We start from the raw sequence: 20084 nt of genomic DNA, 5'->3' as shown, positions 1-20084 counted from the left end.
ACACCATGCAGCTTACTCGCCGTAGTCTCATCGCCGCCGGCATCGCGCTCCCCTGCCTGGGAACGACGCGCGGCTTCGCGGCCGGCAAGGACACCTTGACTTTTGGCCTCTCCGCCTATCCCGGCGCGTTCTCCGTGTGGGGACAGGTGGGCACCGCCGCCACCACCGTCAAGCTGATGACGCATCGCGGCCTGCTCTCCTTCGACCACAAGGGAGAGATCCAGCCCGAGATCGCCGAGAGCTTCGCGCGGGTTGACGATGCCGGTTGGACCTTCAAGCTGCGCGATGCGGTCTTCCACGACGGGCGCCCGGTGACCTCGGCCGATGTGAAATGGAGCTTCGAGCAGGTCGCGCTGGACAACTCCACGGCATATTACCGCGCCGTGATGCAAGGCGTTAAGGCCATCGAGACACCGGATGCGCGGACGGTGACCATCGTCATGAAGGAGCCGTTGTCGACGCTGCCGCTCATTCTTGCCATGCCGCATATGATGATCGTGCCGAAGGACACGGTCTTCGAGCGCAGCACCCTGCCGATGGGCGCCGGCCCCTACAAGCTCGTCCGCCAGGAGCGCGGCGTCGCGCTCGATTTCGAGCGCTTCGACAAGTTCTACAAGCCGGGCCTGCCCAAGATGCCGAAGCTGCGCATGGTGGCTTACGCGGACGAGACCTTGCGGGTCTCCGCCCTGAAATCCGGGGATGTCGACCTGATCGAATACGTGCCCTGGCAGGCGATGGCGGAAATCGAGGCGGACAAGAAGTTCAAGCTGGAGACAACGCTCGGCCCGTTCATGTACCTGACCTTCAACGGTCAGTCCGGGCCCTTCGCCGACAAGCGCGTCCGCCAGGCTGTCGCCTATGGCGTCAAGCGTGACGATATCGTCAAGAGTGCGTTCTTCGGTCGTGGTGGGCTGCTGGAAGGGATGCCGCTGGCGAAGGAGAGCCCGTTCTATGACCCGGCGACCGCGAACCACTTCGCGTTCGATCCCGCGAAGGCCAAGGCTTTGCTTGCGGAGGCCGGCCATCCCAACGGTTTCGCCTGCAAACTGTTGTCCAACGCGCAATATGGCATGCACCGCTCGACCGCCGAGGTCGTCCAGCAAAGTCTCGCGGCGATCGGCATCCAGGCCGAGCTGAACCTGCCCGACTATGCGACCTATACGACACTCGGCAATCGTGGCCAGTACGATATGGCCGTAGTGGGCAACACGGCCGACTATAACGACCCCGACGGACTGGCCTCGCTGATCGACGGCACGCTGCCGGTGTCCTTCGTGCGAAGCTTCAAGCTCGATGTGCCGGAGATCCACGCGCTTCTCGCCGAAGGGCGGCGCACCTTCGAGCCGGAGGCACGCAAGGCCGTGTACAAGAAGCTCGAGACGGCCTTCCTCGACCAGGTGCCGCTGGCGCCGCTTGCCTGGCGCGAACAGGGTTATGCGATGAAGACCGCCGTCGATGGTTTCGTGAACCTGCCGAGCCAGCTCACGTTCTTCTCAGGCATGACACTGGAAACGACCGCCATCGCCTGAGAGGCGAAGCCTGCCCCGGAGGCGTCTCGCAAGGAGGCCACCGCCAGCATCATTGGGACCGCCAACTCCCCCGCCGTCTCGCGATAGGAGTGAGCCGCCATGACATGGTTTCTGCGCCGGATCGGCGTATCAGTCATCCTGATCTGGATCGTCGCCAGCATCGTTTTCCTGGCGATCCGCATGGTGCCGGGCGATCCGGCCGAGATTCTCCTGTCGCAGGGCGGTATCGCGCCGGATCCTTCGCTCGTCGCCGAGATCCATTCCCAGCTCGGGCTCGACAAGCCTTTGCCGGTCCAATACGCCGATCGCTTCGTCGGCCTTTTCCGCGGCGACTTGGGTGAAAGCCTCACGGATGGCACGCCGGTGGCCTCCGAGATCATGCGGCGTCTGCCACGCACGCTGGAACTCATCGCGGTATCGGCGGTTTTGGCGCTTATCTTCGGCATTCCCGCCGGGCTCATCGCCGCCAATCATCCCGGTGGCTGGCTCGATCGGCTGTCGGGCTGGATGTCGGCGCTTGGCTTGTCCGTGCCCATTTTCGTCGTCGGGACGCTGCTCGTCCTCGTGTTCTCGCAGACGCTGGGGCTGGTCCCGGCCGGCGGGTATGTACCGCTCTGGCCCGATCCCGCCCGTCATTTCATGCTGATGGCCATGCCGGCCTTCACGATCGCGCTCGGGCTCTTCCCGATCATTTTCCGGATGACACGAGCGTCGGTGCTGGAGGTTCTCCAGCGTGATTTCGTCCGCACCGCGACGGCCAAGGGTCTGTCGCATGGCGCGATCATGTCCCGGCACGTGTTGCGCAACGCCCTCATGCCCGTCGTCACCGTACTCGGGCTGCAGCTCGGCACGCTTCTGGGCGGCACGGTGCTGGTCGAATACGTCTTCAATTTTCCCGGGCTCTCGGGACTGATGGTCGATGCCGTCAACGCGCGCGATTACCCCTTCGTGGAAGGGGTCGTTCTGGTCATCGCCATCCTGTTCGTTCTCATCAACCTTGGCGTCGACCTCATCTATGGCGTCCTCGATCCGCGGGTGCGACGCTCATGAACAGGCTCCGGGTTCCCCTTTTCATCGCCATCGCGTTCGTGGTCATCGTGCTGCTTGTGCCCCTGCTCGGCCTTCAGGATCCGACCGCGATGGATGTCGCGGGCCGTTTCGCCGGCCCGTCCGCAGCCCATTGGCTGGGGCAGGACGAATACGGCCGCGATGTCTTCTCGCGCCTGCTCTGGGGCGCCCGAATCTCCCTGTTCGTGGCACTCTCAGCATCGGTTATAGCCTGCGTCATCGGTGTCACGCTGGGCCTTCTCGGCGGCTATCTCAAAGGCTGGGCGGAGTTGTTCTGCATCCGCAGCATGGACGTGGTGCAATGCTTCCCGCCGCTTCTGCTGGCCCTCCTCGTCGTCACACTGGCGGGGCCGGGCGCCGGCACTCTCATTCCCACGCTCGCGATCGTCTATCTGCCGGGCTTCGTGCGCGTAACGTATGCGGGCGTGCTGCAGGTGCGCAACCAGGACTATGTCGACGCCATGCAAGTCATCGGCGCGGGACGCACGCACATCATGCTGCGCACCATACTTCCCAACATCATGGGGCCGGTGATCGTGCAAGTCAGCCTCGCGACCGCCGCGGCGATCATGCTGGAGTCGGGATTGTCCTTCCTCGGGCTCGGCGTGGTGCCGCCGACGCCGTCCTGGGGGCTGATGATCGGCGCGGCGCGCGCCACGATGGCGCAATCACCGCTCTTGCTGATCTGGCCCTGTCTCGCGCTCAGCCTGACCGTGCTGCTGCTCAATGCGCTGTGCGACGGCTTGCGGGATGTCCTCGATCCACGCGGGCGCTCCCCTGCGCGCATGGCGTTTTTCAAGGATGCATTCTTCGGCCGCGCACCGCGCGTCGCCAGCCAGCCCTGATGAGGGCCATGGATTGTTCAACTGCGACGGTGACCCCCAGCAACTTCAGGATAGGCACAAGTCATGGCTTCCACAGTGACCTCGGCGCAGACCTCCCAGAATGCGGCAGACCCCGTTTTCGTAGACCCGATCACGGTGGAGGTTCTCGGAAGCGCCTTCCTTTCCATCGCCGAGGAAATGGGGGAGGCGCTCGTGCGCGCCAGCTATTCCACGAATATCAAGGAGCGCCGGGACTGTTCGACGGCCCTGTTCGACACGGACGGCGAAACGCTCTGCCAGGCGGAGCACATCCCGATGCATCTCGGCTCGTTCCTCGGGTTCATCCCGCAGATCCTGGCCCGTCATCCCGTCGCCGAGATCCGGCCGGGCGATGCCTTCGTCGGCAATGATGCCTATGCGGGCGGTGGCACGCATCTGCCCGACATCGTGATAGCGGAGCCGATTTTCCACGGTGAGATCCTGATCGGCTGGGCGATCAATACGGCCCATCACGCCGATTTCGCCGATCGTCCGCACGCCCATATCTTTCAGGAAGCCATCCGGATCCCTCCCGTCCGGCTCTACCGGGAAGGCGTGCTGCAGAAGGACCTGCTCGACCTCATCCTGATCAACTGCCAAGTGCCTCGCGAACGCGTCTCCGACCTGCGCGCCCAGATGGCGGCCAACCGGCTCGGCGTGCAGCGGATGGGCGAACTCTGCGACCGCTACGGCCTCAAGACGGTGCTCGCGGCAGGATCTGCGCTGAAAGACTATACGGAGCGGCGCATGCGCGCCGGCATCGCGGCGATCCCCGATGGCGTCTATCGCTTTTCCGACCAGTTCGATTGCCCGGAAGTGCCGGAGCCGATCACGCTCGGCGTGGAGATCACCATCGCCGGGGACAGGATGAACCTGCGCTTCTCCGCGCCGCCGCAGGTCCGTGCCAGCATCAATATCGTACGCACGGCGCTCCTGGCGACGGTGTACTACGCGGTGAAGGCGGTGGTGGACCCGACCGTGCCGCCGAATGCCGGCATCGGCCGGCCGCTCACGGTGGAGGCGCCGCTCGGCAGCACGCTCAATTGCGAGGAACCGGCGGCCGTGAACGGACGCATTCAGCCCTGCCAGCGTGTGGTTGATCTCATCCATGGCGCCCTCGCGCAGGCTGTGCCGGAGCGTATGCCGGCGGCCGCTTGCGGTTCGGCTACGGCGGCTCTCTTCAGCGGTTTGCGCCCCGCTGGAGCGCATGAAGGGGAGGGCGCGCCCTGGGTCTATCTCGAGGCGATCGGGGGCGGCGGAGGCGCGCGCCCGGCCAAGGACGGGCTCGACGGTATCCAGGTGCATCTCACCAATACGTCCAACCTGCCGGTGGAGGCGCTGGAGCCCGAATATCCGCTCACAGTGCTGCGCTATGAACTGGCGCGCGATTCCGGAGGCAGGGGCCGCCGCCGGGGCGGGATGGGCCTGCGCCGTGTTTATCGCGCGGAGGCTGACTGCCGCATCGAGGTTGACGGCTCGCGCTTCCGGTCGGGGCCCTGGGGGCTCGCCGGCGGCGATGCGGGACAGTCGACGCGTTTTCTCATCGATGGTGAGCCTGCGGTCTTCACCAACGGCGCGGGTGTTCTCGCCACAGGGGCCGTGCTCGACATCGTGACACCCGGCGGAGGCGGCCACGGCCCGGCGCATGAGCGCGGAGAGGCCGACCACGCGCGCGACGCGGCCGACGGCTGGTTCATCCCCGCCGCATAGGCCGGGCAGACTGCAGGAACAAGGAGCAGAAGCGCACACAGCATTGCAGGGTTTCTTCGTCGACGACAACCAGAAGGGACAGACCATGCAGACCAGATTCAATCACAGGTCCGGCCTCAGCCGGCGCCATCTTCTCGCTGGCCTGGGCAGTGCCGCGGGGCTCGCGCTCGTTGCGCCGACATGGCGCGGGGCGCGCGCCGCGGGTACGCCGTTGCGCGTGGGGCTCTCGGCCTATCCATCGAACTTCAGCCCGTTCGCGAATGTCGGCACGGCGGCGGAAACCGTGAAGCTGCAATCATTCCGCGGGCTCATGAGCTACGAGCCGGACGGCCAACTGCGCGGTGAGCTCGCGGAGAGCTGGAAGCAGGAGGACGACACGACGGTCGTCTTCACCCTCCGGCCCGCCAAGTTTCACAATGGCGACCCGGTGACGGCCGATGACGTGGTCTTCTCGTTCGAGACCATGGGCGCTGAGCCCTCGACGGCCTTCATGAAGCCGTTCTTCGCCTCGCTCGCGGCGATCGAGGCCGTCGATCCCAAGACGGTGCGCATCAAGCTCAAGGCGCCGGACGCGGCCTTTCTCGTCGGGCTCGCGAGTTATGATGCGCCTGTGGTGTCGCGTCGCTCGATGAAGGAGGACGCGACGAAGCCGGTCGGTGCCGGACCTTATCAGGTGACCGGGATGGAACGGGGCACGGCAATCGACCTCAAGGCTTTCGACGGCTTCTACCGGCCGGGCTTGCCGAAATCGCCGCTCCTGCGCTTCGTGGTCTATGCCGACGAAAGCGCTCGCGTCGCGGCGCTCCGCTCGGGCGACGTCGATCTCATCGAATATGTGCCTTCGCCGGCCATGGGCGCGATCGAAGAGGACGCCAATCTCGCGCTTGATGCGGTCGAGGGGCCGGCCTCGCTGGTGATGTTCAACGTCAAGAGCGGGCCGTTCGTCGATCCGCGGGTGCGCCGCGCGGTCGGCTATGCCATCGACCGGCAGGCGATCATCGATGGCGCCTTCTCGGGACGCGCCGCCCTCAGCGGCCCCTTGCCGCTCAGCCGCGCTTCGCCCTATTTCGATCCGGCTTCCGTCGACATCTTCAAGCGTGACCTCGCCAAGGCGAAGGCGTTGCTGGCCGAGGCCGGTTATCCCAATGGTTTCAAGACGAGCATTCTGGCGACGAGCCAGTACAGCGTTCACCGCGATCCGGCCATCGTCATCCAGCGCAGCCTGGTCGACGTCGGCATTCAGGGCGAGCTGAACCTGCCTGACTGGGCAACCCGCGTGCAGCTTGGCAACAAGGGCCAGTACCACATGAGCGTGACCGCGACATCGCTCGACAACAACGACCCGGCGGGGCTCGACGGTGTACTTGGTTCGGGGCTTCCGCCGGCTTTCTCGCGACCTTGGGGCTACGTCAACGCGGAGGTCGACCGGCTCGTGCGGGCCGGCCGCAGCACGCTCGATGTCGACAAGCGCAAGGCGATCTATGCCGACCTTGAGAAGGCCGTGGTCGCGGATCCCGGCATCATCAGCCTCGTCTTCCGCCATCAGGCTTATGCACGCCGCAAGGCGGTGTCGGGCTTCGTCAATCTGCCGGGTTTCCTCACTTTGACGTCCGGTTTCGCCATTGAAACGGCTTCTGTCGGCTGAAGGTGAGGGCAGGATGACTAACGCCATCGACATGAAGCAAGGCGAGGGACGGGTTCATCTCGATCTTGCCGAAGTTGAGGACCTGGCTGTCCAGGTCCTCACGCGGGCGGGGCTGTCGCCGCGCCATGCGCTCCCGGTCGCCGCGCAGTTCGCGGCGGCCGAGGCGGACGGAATTCCAAGCCATGGCCTGGCGCGCGTGCCGAGCACGGCGGCCATGGTGACGGCGGGCAAGATTGCCGCGGATGCGGAACCGGTCATTACCGTCCCCAAGCCGGGCATCGTGCATGTGGAAGGCCGCGACGGCTTTCCGCATCTGGCTATCGACAAGGCGCGTCCCCTGCTGGCCGAACGTGCGCGGGACAACGGCATCGCCGTTCTGGCGGTCGCCAACGCCTATGCCTGCGGCGTGCTGGGCCACCACACCGAACGGCTCGCGGCAGAGGGTCTTCTGGTCATGGGTTTTACGCAGGCTCCCGCCTCGATCGCGCCCTGGGGCGGCAAGCGGGCGGTCATCGGCACCAACCCCATGTCGATCGCCGCGCCGCGACCCGACGGCACCTGCTTTGTCATCGACCAATCTTCGTCCGTCGTGGCGAAGAGCGAGGTGATGGATCGCGCGGCGCATGGCGAGGACATTCCGTCTCACTGGGCCTTCGACCGGGAAGGCCGCCCGACCACTTCGCCGAAGGCCGCCCTTGATGGCGGCACCATGGCGCCCTTCGGGGGCTACAAGGGCTTCGGTGTCGGCCTGATCGTGGAGCTGTTCGCGGCCGTCTACACCGGCAGCGACCTTGGCCTTGATGCGACCCCGCTCGTCGATCCGAAGACCGGGCCTTCACGGATTGGGGTGACCTTTATCGCGCTTGACGCCGCAGGCGTTGCCGGCGCCGGCTTCGGCACGGCGCTGGACCGGTTGCTGGGGGCCATTGCCGACCAGCCGGGCGTGCGCGTGCCCGGCGGACGAAGGAATGCCATGCGGGCGCGCACCGCGCGCGAGGGCATAACAATTCCCGCGAAGCTGCACCAGCAGCTAACCGCCATGCTTTAAGGAAGCTTTCCGACAGTCGAAATAGTAATCGATCGATGTTTTTGGGTATCGGATCGCGATTGACGTAGATGTCGTGTTTTCTCAGTGTTCTTTCAGAGTGAGATCTAGGCCGATGGCCTCGCTGATCTCCTCGGCTGCATCCAAAGAGGATTATAACAATGACCGACGTGGTCGTCATCGGCGCTGGCATCAGCGGCGCCGCGAGCGCCTATGAGCTGGCGAAGGCGGGGCTCGATGTCGTCCTTGTCGATCGCTTCGGTCCCGCTGCGATGGCATCAGGCTGGACGCTCGCCGGGGTGCGCCAGTCCGGCCGCCATCCGGCCGAATTGCCGCTGGCACGGGCGGCCGTCGCGCTTTGGCCGACGCTGGCGAGTGAGCTCGACGGCGAAACCCACTATCGCCGTGGCGGCAACCTGCGTCTGGCGCGGACGGAGGCGGAAGCCGCGGTCATCCGTCAGTTGGTCGATGACCAGTCCGCCGCCGGCCTGGAGATCGATTTTCTCGCCACTACCGCCGATCTGCGTGCCGTCGCCCCGGCACTCTCGGAGCGGGTTCTCTGCGCCTCCTTGTGTCCAAGCGACGGCAGCGCCGATGCGGCCGCCAGCGTCGCGGCCTTCATCAGGGCCGCCGAGCGCCTTGGCGCGACACTGCGTTTCGGCGAACGGGTCATCAGGCTCCACACCGACCGGGGACGCATCACGGGCGTCGAGACGGACAAGGGCAGCATTCCCGCCCGCCATGTGGTGGTGACGGCGGGCGTCTTCGGCAATGAACTGATCGCCCCCTTGGGTCTCCACGTGCCCCTTGAGGTGCCCATGGTCACCGTGCTCCGCTCGGCCCCCATGACGGCCATGCTCGAACAGGTAATCGGTGTCGCCAATGCGGACTGCGCGGGCCGCCAGGAACACAACGGCCGCTTTCGTGTCACGAGCGGCTTGAAGAGCTGGCCGGGCGGGATGCAGGACATGGCGGGGCCGGAGGGCATCAGGCCACGCGTGCTGCCGACGGCTGAGAGCATCGGAGAAGTCGTTCGTCTAATCGGTGAGGTCATCCCAGCCTTTCGAGGCGCCGAGATCGAGGACACCTGGTCTGGCCTGATTGATCTGACGCCGGATGCGCTGCCGGTGATCGATACACCTGAGGGCGTCGAGGGGCTGGTCGTGGCGATGGGCTTTTCCGGGCACGGCTTTTGTCTCGGTCCCATCACCGGACGTATCGTGAGGGACCTCGTGGTGGACAAGGTGACACATCTGCCGATAGAGCCTTTTGCTATCAACCGCTTTGCGTCCCTGTCCGGAGCACGGGCGCCCGCGACGCTGCACGGCTAGAGCGCCGATCTGATTGAATGAGATCGGCCCCCCCTTTTGTTGTAAGCATAATCCTATCAATCCTCGGCCCACGCCTCTCGGATTATGTTCTAGACATCTAGATTAAACCAAATTGGATTGCCCTCCCTGCCGCGCACCGGTCGGGAGGTTCTCCCCGTGGCGTCTCCCGCAAAAAAGTATCAGTCGCTGCGCTGAAACGTGGTTGCGGGGCTATCACGGCCCATGCGATGAATCACGCCATAAGAAGAGAATGCACGGCCTGGGAGGATTTCGCGTGCATCCACACCACCGCTACGGCGCTGCATCTTCTGGCGGATTTTGCGGGAACATTCGGCCTGCAAAAAAATACGCGTCGCATCCTGTGCCAGCGGAAAGCACGCAAGCGCTTGCGACATACGGTGGGGCGCGCGTGCCGTCTACCCAGGAGGGGGCCTCCTCAACAAGGACGTCGTCGAGAAACGGCGGTGTGTTGCGCATCGAAGCCGTCTCGACGCGTGATGATGACTCGAACTTCGAAGCCGACAGCCTGTCCGCGCGTGCGGCGGGCGAGGGCTTGGACACGTCACCGGATCTTGAAGTTGTCGACGTTCCGCGGGAAAGTTCCTTCAAGGCCTGGGCCCACGGCTATCCATTTCGGACTGTCCGCTGGCACTTCCACCCTGAATACGAGATCCATCTTGTAACGGAGACGTGCGGGCGATCGTTCATCGGCGACTATATCGGAACTTTCGAGCCGGGAAATCTCGTGATGACCGGCCCGAATCTTCCACATAACTGGATCAGTGACATCGAAAAGGGTGAGATCGTCGCACAGCGCGGACTTGTTGTCCAATTCACCCATGAGTTCATCGAGGCCTGTATCGTCACCATGCCGGAATTGCGGTCGCTTGAGCCCGTCCTCGCGGCCTCGGCTTCGGGTGTGGAATTTGCGAACGGCGTTGGGGCATCGGTCCGACCGATCATCGAACAGCTGTTGGCGGCAAGCGGTCCGGAACGTATCAGCCTGTTTTTCCATTTGCTCAGCGTCTTGCGCGGCTCGGAGTTTCGCCAGCTTGCAAGCGCGAGCTACCGATCGCGGCCCGAAAATTATGTCGCAGAACCGCTCAACCATGTGCTGGACCACATCGCGCGCAATCTTTGCAGCGACCTGAGGCAGGCGGAACTCGCCGAACTCAGTGGCTTTACGCCCTCAGCCTTCTCGCGGGCGTTCAAACATCATACGGGTTTGACTTTCGTCCGGTACATCAACCGCCTGCGCATTGATCGCGGCTGTGAACTGCTGCGCAACAGCGACCAGAGCGTGGCCGACATCTGTTTCGAGGTAGGCTTCAATAATCTTTCGAATTTCAATCGTCATTTCATCGCTTTGCGCGGCATGCCGCCCTCCGTGTTCCGGCGCTTGCACCGGCAGAACGCCGCACAGTTCATCGATCCATCGCCTCATCGGGCCTCGCTCCGCTCCAGCGGAACAGTAGCTCCGGAGGCAGTCGGCAGCGGACAGAGGGGCGCATCGCGGCGCTGAACGCTGCACGTGCAGCTGGCACGATGCGGTCCTAGACAGAAACAGACAGAGGCATCGACAGATGGCTTTTACGGAAATGCGCGCGGGCGCCGAGAAATCCCGTCGGCCCACGACGATGAAAGCCATCGTTTGTCACGGGCCCGAAGACTATCGCGTCGAGGACATTGCCCGGCCTATACCCGGTGATCGTGAGATGGTGATCCGTATTGGCGCGTGCGGTGTTTGCGCCAGTGATTGCAAATGCTGGTCCGGTGCCAAGATGTTCTGGGGCGGTGATAGCCCATGGGTAAAGGCGCCAGTCGTACCGGGTCACGAATTCTTTGGTTACGTAGAGGAACTCGGGGCCAAAGCGGCTGAACATTTCGGCATCGCGATTGGAGACCGCGTGATTGCAGAGCAGATCGTTCCATGTGACCGCTGCCGCTATTGCCGTTCGGGCCAATACTGGATGTGCGAGGTGCACAATATCTTTGGCTTTCAGCGCGAAGTGGCGGATGGGGGCATGGCAGAATTCATGCGTATTCCCGCGACCGCGCGCGTCCACAAAATACCCGACGGCATTTCGCTCGACGACGCGGCCATCATAGAGCCGCTGGCTTGCGCCATCCATACGGTCAACCGCGCCGAGGTGCAGCTCGACGATGTTCTCGTCATTGCAGGCGCCGGTCCGATCGGCCTGATGATGGTGCAGGTGGCGCGCCTGAAGACTCCACGGAAGCTTGTCGTCATCGACCCGGTGCGGGAGCGACTGGAGCTCGCCCGACGGTTTGGGGCCGATGTGGTGGTCAACCCGCGTGAGGACGACGCCTGGTCAATCGTCAGCGGACTGACGGACGGCTACGGCTGCGATGCCTATATTGAGGCGACGGGCTCGCCGAGTGGTGTTGAGCAAGGGCTTACCCTTGTCCGCAAGCTCGGACGCTTCGTCGAATTCTCGGTCTTCGGCGCGCCCGCCACGGTCGATTGGTCCATTATAGGCGACCGTAAAGAGCTCGATGTGCGCGGAGCGCATCTTGGACCCTACTGCTATCCCATCGCCATCGACCTGCTCGCGCGCGGCCTTGTCACCTCGGAAGGCATCGTCACCCACCGATACGGGCTGGAGGCGTGGGATGAGGCCATAAAGGTGGCCAGCTCACTTGGCTCCATCAAGGTGCTGATGCAGCCTGAGAGTGGACGGTCCCTGCCATGAGTTATGTGATCGGCGTCGATATCGGCACCCAAAGCACAAAGGCTCTCATCTGCGATGCCGATGGACATATCGTGGCGCAGATGAGCAAGGCGTACCATCCCGATACCCCGCGCCCATTGTGGGCGGAACAGCATGCCTCGGTTTGGCTCGATGCGACGCTTGAAAGCATCGTGGGCAGCGTCGAGCGCGCCCGTGCAAACGTGCCGGGCTTTGACGCGGCGCAGGTCAAGGCGCTCTGTATTTCGAGCCTCTATGGCGGTTCCGGCATTCCGGTCGATGACCACATCAATCCGCTTCATCCGTGCCTGATTTGGATGGACCGGCGCGCCGAAGCCGAGGTGGCCCGGGTCCGGCATTCCATCGACCCGGATAGGCTCGCGGAAATCACGGGCAATCACGTCGACAGCTACTATGGCTATACAAAGATCCTGTGGCTGAAGGCGAACAGGCCGGAGGTCTGGAAGAAAACGCGATATTGGCTGCCACCGAATGCTTTCGTGATCCATGCGCTGACAGGCGAAATCGCTGTCGACCATTCCTCCGCGGGCAATATCGGCGGTGTCTATGACCTTCGCAAGCGCTGCTGGTCTGCGGAGATGCTTTCGGAGCTCGGCATTCCGCCGGCGATGATGCCGCAACGGCTGGTCTATTCCCATGAGATCGTCGGTGGGCTCACGGCTGATGTCGCGTCACGGCTCGGTCTTGCCGCGGCTACGCCGGTGGTCGCCGGCGGCGTCGACGCCGCGGTCGCAACATTCGCAGCCGGTGCGACGCGCCAGGGCCAGCACGTGGCGATGATCGGCACGAGCATGTGCTGGGGACACATCACGCCGGCGGTCGACCCCGCGAGCAAGCTTGTGAGCATGCCGCATGTGTTCAACGGCGAGCGCGACGCTTATGTTTTTGGCGGTGCGATAGCCGCGGGTGCATCCGTCACCTGGTTTCGCGAGCAGTTCTGCAAGGCCGATACAGACGAAGCAAAATATGGCGCCCGCGACGTTCATGAGCTGCTGAACGAGGCGGCCGCCCCGCTGCCGGCCGGAGCAGACGGGCTGATCTTTCTGCCCTATCTCATGGGAGAGCGCAGCCCGATCTGGGATGGGCGGGCGAGCGGAGCCTTTGTCGGTCTGAGCCTCTACCATACCCGCGCGCACGCCTATCGCGCCGTACTCGAGGGCGTGGCCTTTGCGCTTCGCCACAATATCGAGGCAAGCGACACGGCCCTTCTCGACAAGGATCTCATCGTGGTTGGAGGTGCGGCGCAATCCAGCCTGTGGCTGCAGATCATTGCGGATGTGACGGGACGGCGTGTCCTGACCATCGCCGAGAACGTGGAGGCAGCCATGGGCGCTGCCCTTCTGGCGGCACTCGGGGCTGGCCTCGTCAGCGCGCGGCGGGCTGCCGATGGGTGGGTGCGGCTTGCTCCCAGCGCGGAACCACGCGAGCGGGAGCAGCACATCTATAACGCTTGTTTCGAAGTCTACCGGTCGCTGTATCCCGCCCTCAAGGACGGAATGCATCGGCTGCGCGCCATGACGGAGGTCCCCCATCCGTGAGCGCCATTCACGCCAATGCCATGCCCGACGAACGACGGGTGGACCGCAGGTCACCCCAGCCAGGCCGGACACCAGCGCGGATCATCCGCATCCCGGAACGCGTGAGAAATGCACTGGGCTTTTTTCCGTTTCTTGCTCCTGTGCATCTGCTTCTGCTGAGCATCATCGTTATACCCGCGTTCTACGTGGGCTGGCTCAGCCTCAACACGTCGAGTTTCGGCCAGGCGCCTGTCTATGTCGGCCTCGCGAACTATGTGAAAGTTCTGGCCGACCCCGCATTTCGCGAAGCCCTCATCAATACGGGCATCATCGTGGTCGTCGCCGTGCATCTCGAATTGGCGGTCGCGCTCGGGATGGCGCTTCTGTTCGCGGGCGGGCTGCCCGGCCGACGCTTCCTTCTCGTGGCGGTCCTGGCCCCCTATGCGATCAGCGAGGTGACGGCCGTTGCCATGTGGCGCTTTCTTTTCGATCCGGATATCGGACCGGTGACAATGGCGCTGAGGGCGCTTCATCTACCGATCCTCGAATGGTCCTATGTGCCGTCTCACGGTCTTCTGATCATCGCGTTGTTGACGATCTGGCTGCACCTGCCTTTCACCTTCGTCATCCTCTACGCGGCACGCCTTGCCATTCCCGGTGAGTTCTATGAGGCAGCGAAGGTCGACGGCGCGACGACTTTGCAGAGCTTCCGCCGCGTGACCTTGCCTTTGCTTGGGCCCGCCATGCTGATTGCCTTGCTGTTTCGCTACATCTTCGCCTTCCGGCTGTTTTCGGAAGTGTGGCTGATGACCCAGGGCGGTCCCGCCCGCTCCACCGAGGTGGTTGCGGTGTATCTCTATCAGGAGGCCTTCCGCTTCAATGCTTTTGGCACGGCGGCCGCGACGGCCTGGATCATGGTGCTGATCTCGCTGCTGCTCGCCGCTGGCTATGTGCTCATCTTGCGACGTCAGGGAGGCGCCCATGCCCATTGAACGCCTCCTCGCTATGGGCGGACGGCTGGTCGCGGTGGCTCTGATCCTGATCTGGTCGCTCTTCCCGATCGCGTTCGTGCTGATGTCGTCGTTGAAGCCCGCGAAAGACATCTTCGCGGCGCCTCCGAAATTCATCTTCGAACCAACGATGCGGCACTACTTGGAGCTCATCGCCAAGTGGGGTGGCTTCTTCGACGGGCTATTGAACAGCTTCATTGTTACTGTCGGTGCCACCATGCTAGCGGTCGTCACGAGCGTTGCAGCGGGTTACATCTATTCGCGCCATAGCGGCCGGTTCCTCAACGCAAGCGCGGTGTTTCTCATCGTCGTGCGTCTTATTCCGCCGATCGCGATTACATTGCCGCTGTTTCCAGTCGTGAACTGGCTGCGGCTGAACGACACGCATCTCGTGCTCATCCTGCTCTATGCGACCTTCTTCGTGTCGCTTGGCACTCTGCTGATGCGCACGTTCATCGATCAGGTCCCGCGCGAACTCGATGAGGCGGCACTCATCGACGGAGCCTCGCGCTTCACCATCATGCGCAGCATCATCCTGCCCATCGTCGCGCCGGGCATTTTGGCCGTGTCGGTGTTTGTGGTGGTTTTTGCCTGGAATGAGTTCTTGTTCGCCTTCGTCTTCACCGCGACACGCGCGAAGACGGCGCCGCTTGTCATATCGGAGATGATTGGCTCCATCGATGGCGTAGACTGGGGAATTCTGTTCGCGGCTGCGACCGTGCAGCTTGTGCCGGTGTTGTTGTTCGTCGCCTTCATGCACCGCTATCTCGTTGCGGGTCTGACGGCTGGGGCCACCAAGGGGTGAATCCATCGGGGAAACGCGCCCTGGAATGGGTGCGAATACTGGGGACGTGGAGGGAGGAGATCATGACAAAGAAAAATATACTCACGATGACACGCCGACGGATGCTCGGTATGACATTGGCGGGCGCTGGCCTTTTTGCCGGGCGCTCAGCTTTTGCCGCGGCGAAGACGTTGAACATCCTGAGTCACAAGGTGCACCAGACGGTTCTCAACGGCCCGGCGACCGGTGACCTTACGGAGGCCTGGCGCAAGGCGAACGACGCTGAACTTTCGTGGGTGACGTTCGATTCCAACCCCCTGCAGGATCGCCTCTTCCGTGAGGCGAGTCTCCCGAAGACTGACTTCAGTGTCGGCTATATCATAGACAATCGTCCAACCGCTGAGATCGCCAAGCTGTTCACGCCGCTGGACGACTATCAGTCGAAGGCGCCGATCGAGGATTTTTCCGACATCGCGCCCGGCCTCGTCCAGGCGATGACCGTTGGCGGCAAGATGATTGGCGTCCCGGTGCGTCATGCGACGCAAGGCCTGTTCTATAATCAGGCCTTGCTTGAAGAGAAGGGCATCAAGGCGCCGGCGGGGTCCCTGGAGGAACTGGTCGAGCAGGCCAAGCAACTGACCTTCACGACCAAGTCGGGCACTCCGGTGGTCGGCCTTGTCTTGGCGAGCGATCTGGCGGTGTTTCCCGTGATGTTTGCCCGTGCCTACGGCGGGGACTTCATCACCAGTGACTTCAAGCTGCTCCCCAATCCCGAGGCCATGGAGAAAGGGCTCTCGGTCCTCAAAGACCTTTTCGACGCGGGGGCATTGCCCCGGAGCTACGCGACGACACGCAACGACGATCAGGTCACCTGGCTGCAGCAGGGGCGGGCGGCTTACACGGTGCTACCGTTCGCCCGCAATGCCCAGCTCAACAACAAGGATCAGTCGAGCTTCCCCGGCAAGATCAAGGCGGTGGAATTCCCTATCGCGGAAAGCCTGAAGGGCAAGACGCCGATGGCTTCCGTCGTCGAATCCTGGGGCATGGTCATTCCTGCCAACGCCAGCGACAAGGATCTCGCCTGGAGCTTCCTGCGCGAGGTCGCGAGCAAGCGCGTGACCTTGGGCATGGCAATCAACGGCAATGGCCCTGTGCGCGTTTCGACTTACGCGGAGAAGGATTTCGCGGCAGCCAATCCGGTTGCGGCGGTGGAGGCGGCGGTGCTCAAAAATGCGCGCGGCGCCTTTCCGCCCTTTCCGGAGGCGGCTCGTGCCCAGACGATTTTCCTCGAGGAAGTGCAACTGGCTGTTCTCGGCCGCAAGCCCGTGAAGGCGGCTGTCGCCGACATCGCCTCCCGTGTGCGGCCGCTGCTGCCGGCGTGAGTTCACGGCCGCCCCGCGCTTTGGCTCGGCGCGGGGCGGCCGTCACGACGCAAATTACCCGTATGACCCGAGGCCTGACGTGCGTGCCTGGACAAGATGAAGGTCTGATGATGACGGAACAACTCGCGATCCATGAACCTGCCCGCTCCACGCCGGTGCGCGCTGAATATGATGTGCTGGTCGTCGGCGGTGGTCCGGCTGGTCTCACCTCGGCGCTTGCGGCAGCCGAGGACGGGCTGCGGGTCGGCCTTGTCGAGAACCGGAGCTTCGTCGGTGGCAACATGACGATCGGCCTGCCGGTGCTCGGCTTCCTTGGGCAAAAAGGCAACCAGATCATCGAGGGATTACCACAGAAGTTCATCGACCGCCTGAAGGCGCGCGGTGGCGCGAGCGAGCACCGCCCCTGTCCGCTGCACATGGGGATCACGCTGGTCGAACCAGAGGCCGTGAAGACCGTGGCGCTGGACATGCTGCTTGAGGCTGGGGTCGACGTGACGTTTTATACCGCCTGCGTCGGCGTTGTTATGAACGAGGCTGGCGATACCATCCGTGGCATTATCACCGAGGGCAAGGACGGTCGCTCGGCCATTCTGGCGAAGATCGTCATTGACTGCACGGGTGATGCCGATGTCGCCTATCGGGCGGGGGTGCCGTGTGAAAAGGGCGACGAGCACGGCGGGATGCAGCCGCCCACATTGATGTTCTGTATCGCGGGTGTGGATACGGACAAGCTGCGCAACAGCATCGCTGTCCAACCGCGGACCTATCTGACAGACTTCATCCCGGCCGAGTATTTCGGACAAAACCACCAGTTCATCGTTGTCGGTCTGCGCGAGCTGATCGCCAAAGCGCGCGAGGAACGCGGGCTCGATATCCCGAATGAGCGCACGATCATCATCACGGGGCTGCGCTCCGGCGAGGTCTGGATCAACATGACCCGTGTGAAGGGGGTTGATGGGACGGATTCACGCAGTCTCAGCATGGGTGAGATCGAGGCGCGCCACCAGATCGACGACATTTTCACTTATCTGAAGAACTACGTGCCCGGCTTCGAGAACGCGTATTTCACCAAGACGGCGCCGTTCCTCGGCATCCGCGAAACGCGGCGGATCGTCGGGGATTATGTGATGAATCAGGATGATGTGCTTTCCTGCCGGTACTTCAATGAGGCTATCGCCGTCGCGAGCTATCCCATCGACATCCATCGGCCGGGAGACGATGGATGTACTCTGATCTGGTGTGGTGACTGCTACGATATCCCCTATCGCTCCCTGCTTCCCAAGAAGGTCGAGCAACTCATCGTGGCTGGGCGTGCCATATCCACGACACACGAGGCCATGGGCGCTATCCGCGTCATGGCTACTTGCATGGCCATGGGAGAAGCGGCGGGCCGGGCCGCGAAGCTCGCGATCAGAGAGGATGTGTCGCCGCGCGCTATCAACGTGGCGGCACTCCAGGATGACCTGCGTGCGCATGGCGCCTATCTCAGGACCCCGACCTCCCAGGCCTGAGCCGTGATTTGGATTGGGGAAGACGCTTCCTCCCGCGCCGTATTGTGCTAAGCCGGCATCTTCGTCGCGGCTTGTAGGCACGGGCGCTGAGCCCGCGGAAGGGGAGTGGCGTCAATGGCAGGAGCAGCCCTGGCGGATTGCGCGCTCAGCGCGTGCGGCGGTACTCATTCCTGGAGCCTTCGGCCATGAGCGGGGTTGACAGGTACGGCGGGACATGGCGCCGCTTTGCCACCAATAGCCTGATCATCCTCTTCGCTGGCGCGCTCGCAGCGAGCTTCTGGCAAAGCCGAAACTGGACAACGCTTTGCGCGGGTCTGGCACTGTTCCTCTTTGGCATGCAATGCTTGGAGGAAGGGCTCCGCAATCTCGCCGGCGAGAAGCTGGAGAGCATGCTGGCGCGGGGCACCGCAACCCGCCTCAAGAGCCTCATGATCGGGGTCATTGGCACGACTGTCCTACAGTCGAGCACACTTGTCTCGCTGATGACGATCGCCTTCATCACCACGGGTCTGATAGGCCTTGTGGCGGGCATCGCCATCATCTTCGGGGCCAATCTCGGCGCGACCACCGGCATCTGGCTTCTCGCACTGGCCGGCCAGAATTTCGGGCTGGCGCCGTTTGCCATGCCGCTGATGATCTTTGGTGTCCTGGCGAGCTTCATGGGGCCGAAGGCGAAAGCATCCGGGCGTATCCTGCTCGGCATAGCTTTCATTCTGCTCGGAATCGACCAGATCCGGACCGGCTTTTCGAGCGTCACCGAAGCCCTCGATCTTGCCAAGGTTCAATTGACGGGATGGGTCGGCAGCCTCGTCTTCCTCGGTGCGGGCCTTGTGCTGACGCTTGTCTTGCAGTCGACTCATGCAACGCTGATGTTGACCCTGACCGCGCTTTCGCTCGGTCAGATCGACGTTACGCAGGGAGCCGCGATCGCCATCGGCGCCAATGTCGGCAGCAGTGTAACAACGGGGCTCGCGGGGGCGCTCGGTGGCAATCGCAGCGGCCAGCAACTGGCGTTGGCGCATGTCCTGTTCAACGTGATCACGGCCCTCGTTGCCTTCGTGCTGTTACCCGCTTTCCTTTGGCTGACGAAGGAGATCGCCGGTCTGATCGGCTTCCCCAGCAACGATCTCATCATGCTGGCGATCTTCCATTCGCTTTTCAATGGGCTCGGTGTTGGGATGTTCTGGCCCTTCCTGGACACATTCGCGGGCTTTTTGCGAAGAATGCTGCCGGAGGAGGAGGAGCCGAGCGTCCTCCTGCCCAGCGGGCGCGGGGGCGCCGCGCCAGTCGAGCGGACGCGTGCGCGATACCTGACGGAACAGGCGCTCAACTCGCCCGACGCGGCCGCGTCCGCGGTCGTGATGGAGCTTCAGCATCTGGGACGTCTTGGCGCCGAAGTCATCTGCCATGCGCTTTACCTGCCGGTGAGCGAGCTGGATCGCGCCCAGCATGACGAGGCTTTGCTCGCATCGCGCCCCGCCGACACCTACGCGGACGCGGAAACGCTGTACCAGCGCCATATCAAGGGCGTATACGGCGATCTTCTAAGCTTCATGGGACGCATTGATACGAGCAAGGAGAGCGCGGAGAAGCAGAATTTCTGGGCCGTCTGCCAGCTTGCGGCGCTGCAGCTCGTCGAGACAATCAAGGACGCCAAGCACCTGCAAAAGAACCTAGGTTACTACCTACGGCAGCCGGATTCTCCGGTGCGACGCGCCTATGTCGACTTGCGCCGCCAGCTGATCACCCTCATGCAAGAGATCCGCGCGATAGCCGACGCGGACGAGGCCGATTGGGACAGCCTGACGAGCCGGCTGGATCAGAGTATCGGGAATTTCGAGATCCAGTTCCGCGAGCGCGCCTTCGCAGCCCTGCGCGCGGATGAGATCGATGGCCTGCAATTGAGTTCGCTGCTCAATGACCTTGGCTATGTCGGCAAGATCAGTCGCGGTCTTAG

15 protein-coding genes are annotated in these 20084 nt (G+C 63.3%); all 15 read left to right on the top strand.

The genetic code is table 11. From position 1 onward, the window contains the following. The first annotated feature begins 5 nt into the window (after nucleotides 1–5). Nucleotides 6–1529, top strand: a complete 1524-nt coding sequence (locus KIO76_RS20140) for an ABC transporter substrate-binding protein (RefSeq protein WP_213325390.1) — start codon at nucleotides 6–8, stop codon at nucleotides 1527–1529. Nucleotides 1530–1628: 99 nt separating this feature from the next. Continuing rightward, nucleotides 1629–2579 (top strand): ABC transporter permease, encoded by a 951-nt coding sequence (locus KIO76_RS20135; RefSeq protein WP_213325389.1) that lies wholly within the window; start codon nucleotides 1629–1631, stop codon nucleotides 2577–2579. Further along, nucleotides 2576–3442: an ABC transporter permease gene (locus KIO76_RS20130; RefSeq protein WP_213325388.1), complete on the top strand. Its 867-nt coding sequence runs from the start codon at nucleotides 2576–2578 to the stop codon at nucleotides 3440–3442. Before KIO76_RS20135 ends, KIO76_RS20130 begins: the two co-directional genes overlap by 4 nt. Before the next feature lie 63 nt (nucleotides 3443–3505). Beyond that, nucleotides 3506–5170, top strand: a complete 1665-nt coding sequence (locus KIO76_RS20125; protein ID WP_213325387.1) for a hydantoinase B/oxoprolinase family protein — start codon at nucleotides 3506–3508, stop codon at nucleotides 5168–5170. Nucleotides 5171–5255: 85 nt separating this feature from the next. Next, entirely contained in the window at nucleotides 5256–6815 is a 1560-nt protein-coding gene (locus tag KIO76_RS20120; RefSeq protein WP_213325386.1) for an ABC transporter substrate-binding protein, read from the top strand. Between the two features lie 13 nt (nucleotides 6816–6828). Further along, on the top strand, nucleotides 6829–7863 hold the full coding sequence (locus KIO76_RS20115; RefSeq protein ID WP_213325385.1) for an Ldh family oxidoreductase: 1035 nt from the start codon (nucleotides 6829–6831) through the stop codon (nucleotides 7861–7863). 158 nt (nucleotides 7864–8021) lie between these two features. Further along, nucleotides 8022–9191 (top strand): NAD(P)/FAD-dependent oxidoreductase, encoded by a 1170-nt coding sequence (locus tag KIO76_RS20110; protein WP_213325384.1) that lies wholly within the window; start codon nucleotides 8022–8024, stop codon nucleotides 9189–9191. Nucleotides 9192–9657: 466 nt separating this feature from the next. Next, nucleotides 9658–10713, top strand: coding sequence for an AraC family transcriptional regulator (locus KIO76_RS20105; protein ID WP_349629415.1), 1056 nt, complete (start codon nucleotides 9658–9660; stop codon nucleotides 10711–10713). A 61-nt stretch (nucleotides 10714–10774) separates the two neighbouring features. After that, a complete protein-coding gene (locus tag KIO76_RS20100; protein ID WP_249729979.1) occupies nucleotides 10775–11905 on the top strand; it encodes an alcohol dehydrogenase catalytic domain-containing protein in 1131 nt (376 codons plus the stop codon). Next, the gene (locus tag KIO76_RS20095; RefSeq protein WP_213325382.1) at nucleotides 11902–13461 is read left to right on the top strand and encodes an FGGY-family carbohydrate kinase; all 1560 of its coding nucleotides are present in this window, start codon (nucleotides 11902–11904) and stop codon (nucleotides 13459–13461) included. The genes KIO76_RS20100 and KIO76_RS20095 overlap by 4 nt, the downstream gene beginning before the upstream one ends. Then, nucleotides 13458–14432 carry a carbohydrate ABC transporter permease gene (locus KIO76_RS20090; RefSeq protein WP_291977599.1) on the top strand — a complete coding sequence of 325 codons (975 nt, stop codon included), beginning with the start codon at nucleotides 13458–13460 and terminating at the stop codon, nucleotides 14430–14432. Before KIO76_RS20095 ends, KIO76_RS20090 begins: the two co-directional genes overlap by 4 nt. After that, the gene (locus tag KIO76_RS20085) at nucleotides 14422–15255 is read left to right on the top strand and encodes a carbohydrate ABC transporter permease (RefSeq protein ID WP_213325381.1); all 834 of its coding nucleotides are present in this window, start codon (nucleotides 14422–14424) and stop codon (nucleotides 15253–15255) included. Before KIO76_RS20090 ends, KIO76_RS20085 begins: the two co-directional genes overlap by 11 nt. A gap of 62 nt (nucleotides 15256–15317) precedes the next feature. Continuing rightward, entirely contained in the window at nucleotides 15318–16616 is a 1299-nt protein-coding gene (locus KIO76_RS20080) for an ABC transporter substrate-binding protein (RefSeq protein ID WP_213325380.1), read from the top strand. A gap of 107 nt (nucleotides 16617–16723) precedes the next feature. Further along, on the top strand, nucleotides 16724–18127 hold the full coding sequence (locus KIO76_RS20075; protein WP_213325379.1) for an FAD-dependent oxidoreductase: 1404 nt from the start codon (nucleotides 16724–16726) through the stop codon (nucleotides 18125–18127). A gap of 185 nt (nucleotides 18128–18312) precedes the next feature. After that, a partial coding sequence (locus tag KIO76_RS20070) for a Na/Pi cotransporter family protein (protein ID WP_213325378.1) occupies nucleotides 18313–20084 on the top strand: 1772 nt, incomplete at its 3' end.

Source organism: Chelatococcus sp. YT9, assembly GCF_018398315.1.
GTDB lineage: Bacteria > Pseudomonadota > Alphaproteobacteria > Rhizobiales > Beijerinckiaceae > Chelatococcus.
This window is presented reverse-complemented; position numbering and strand designations above follow the sequence as displayed.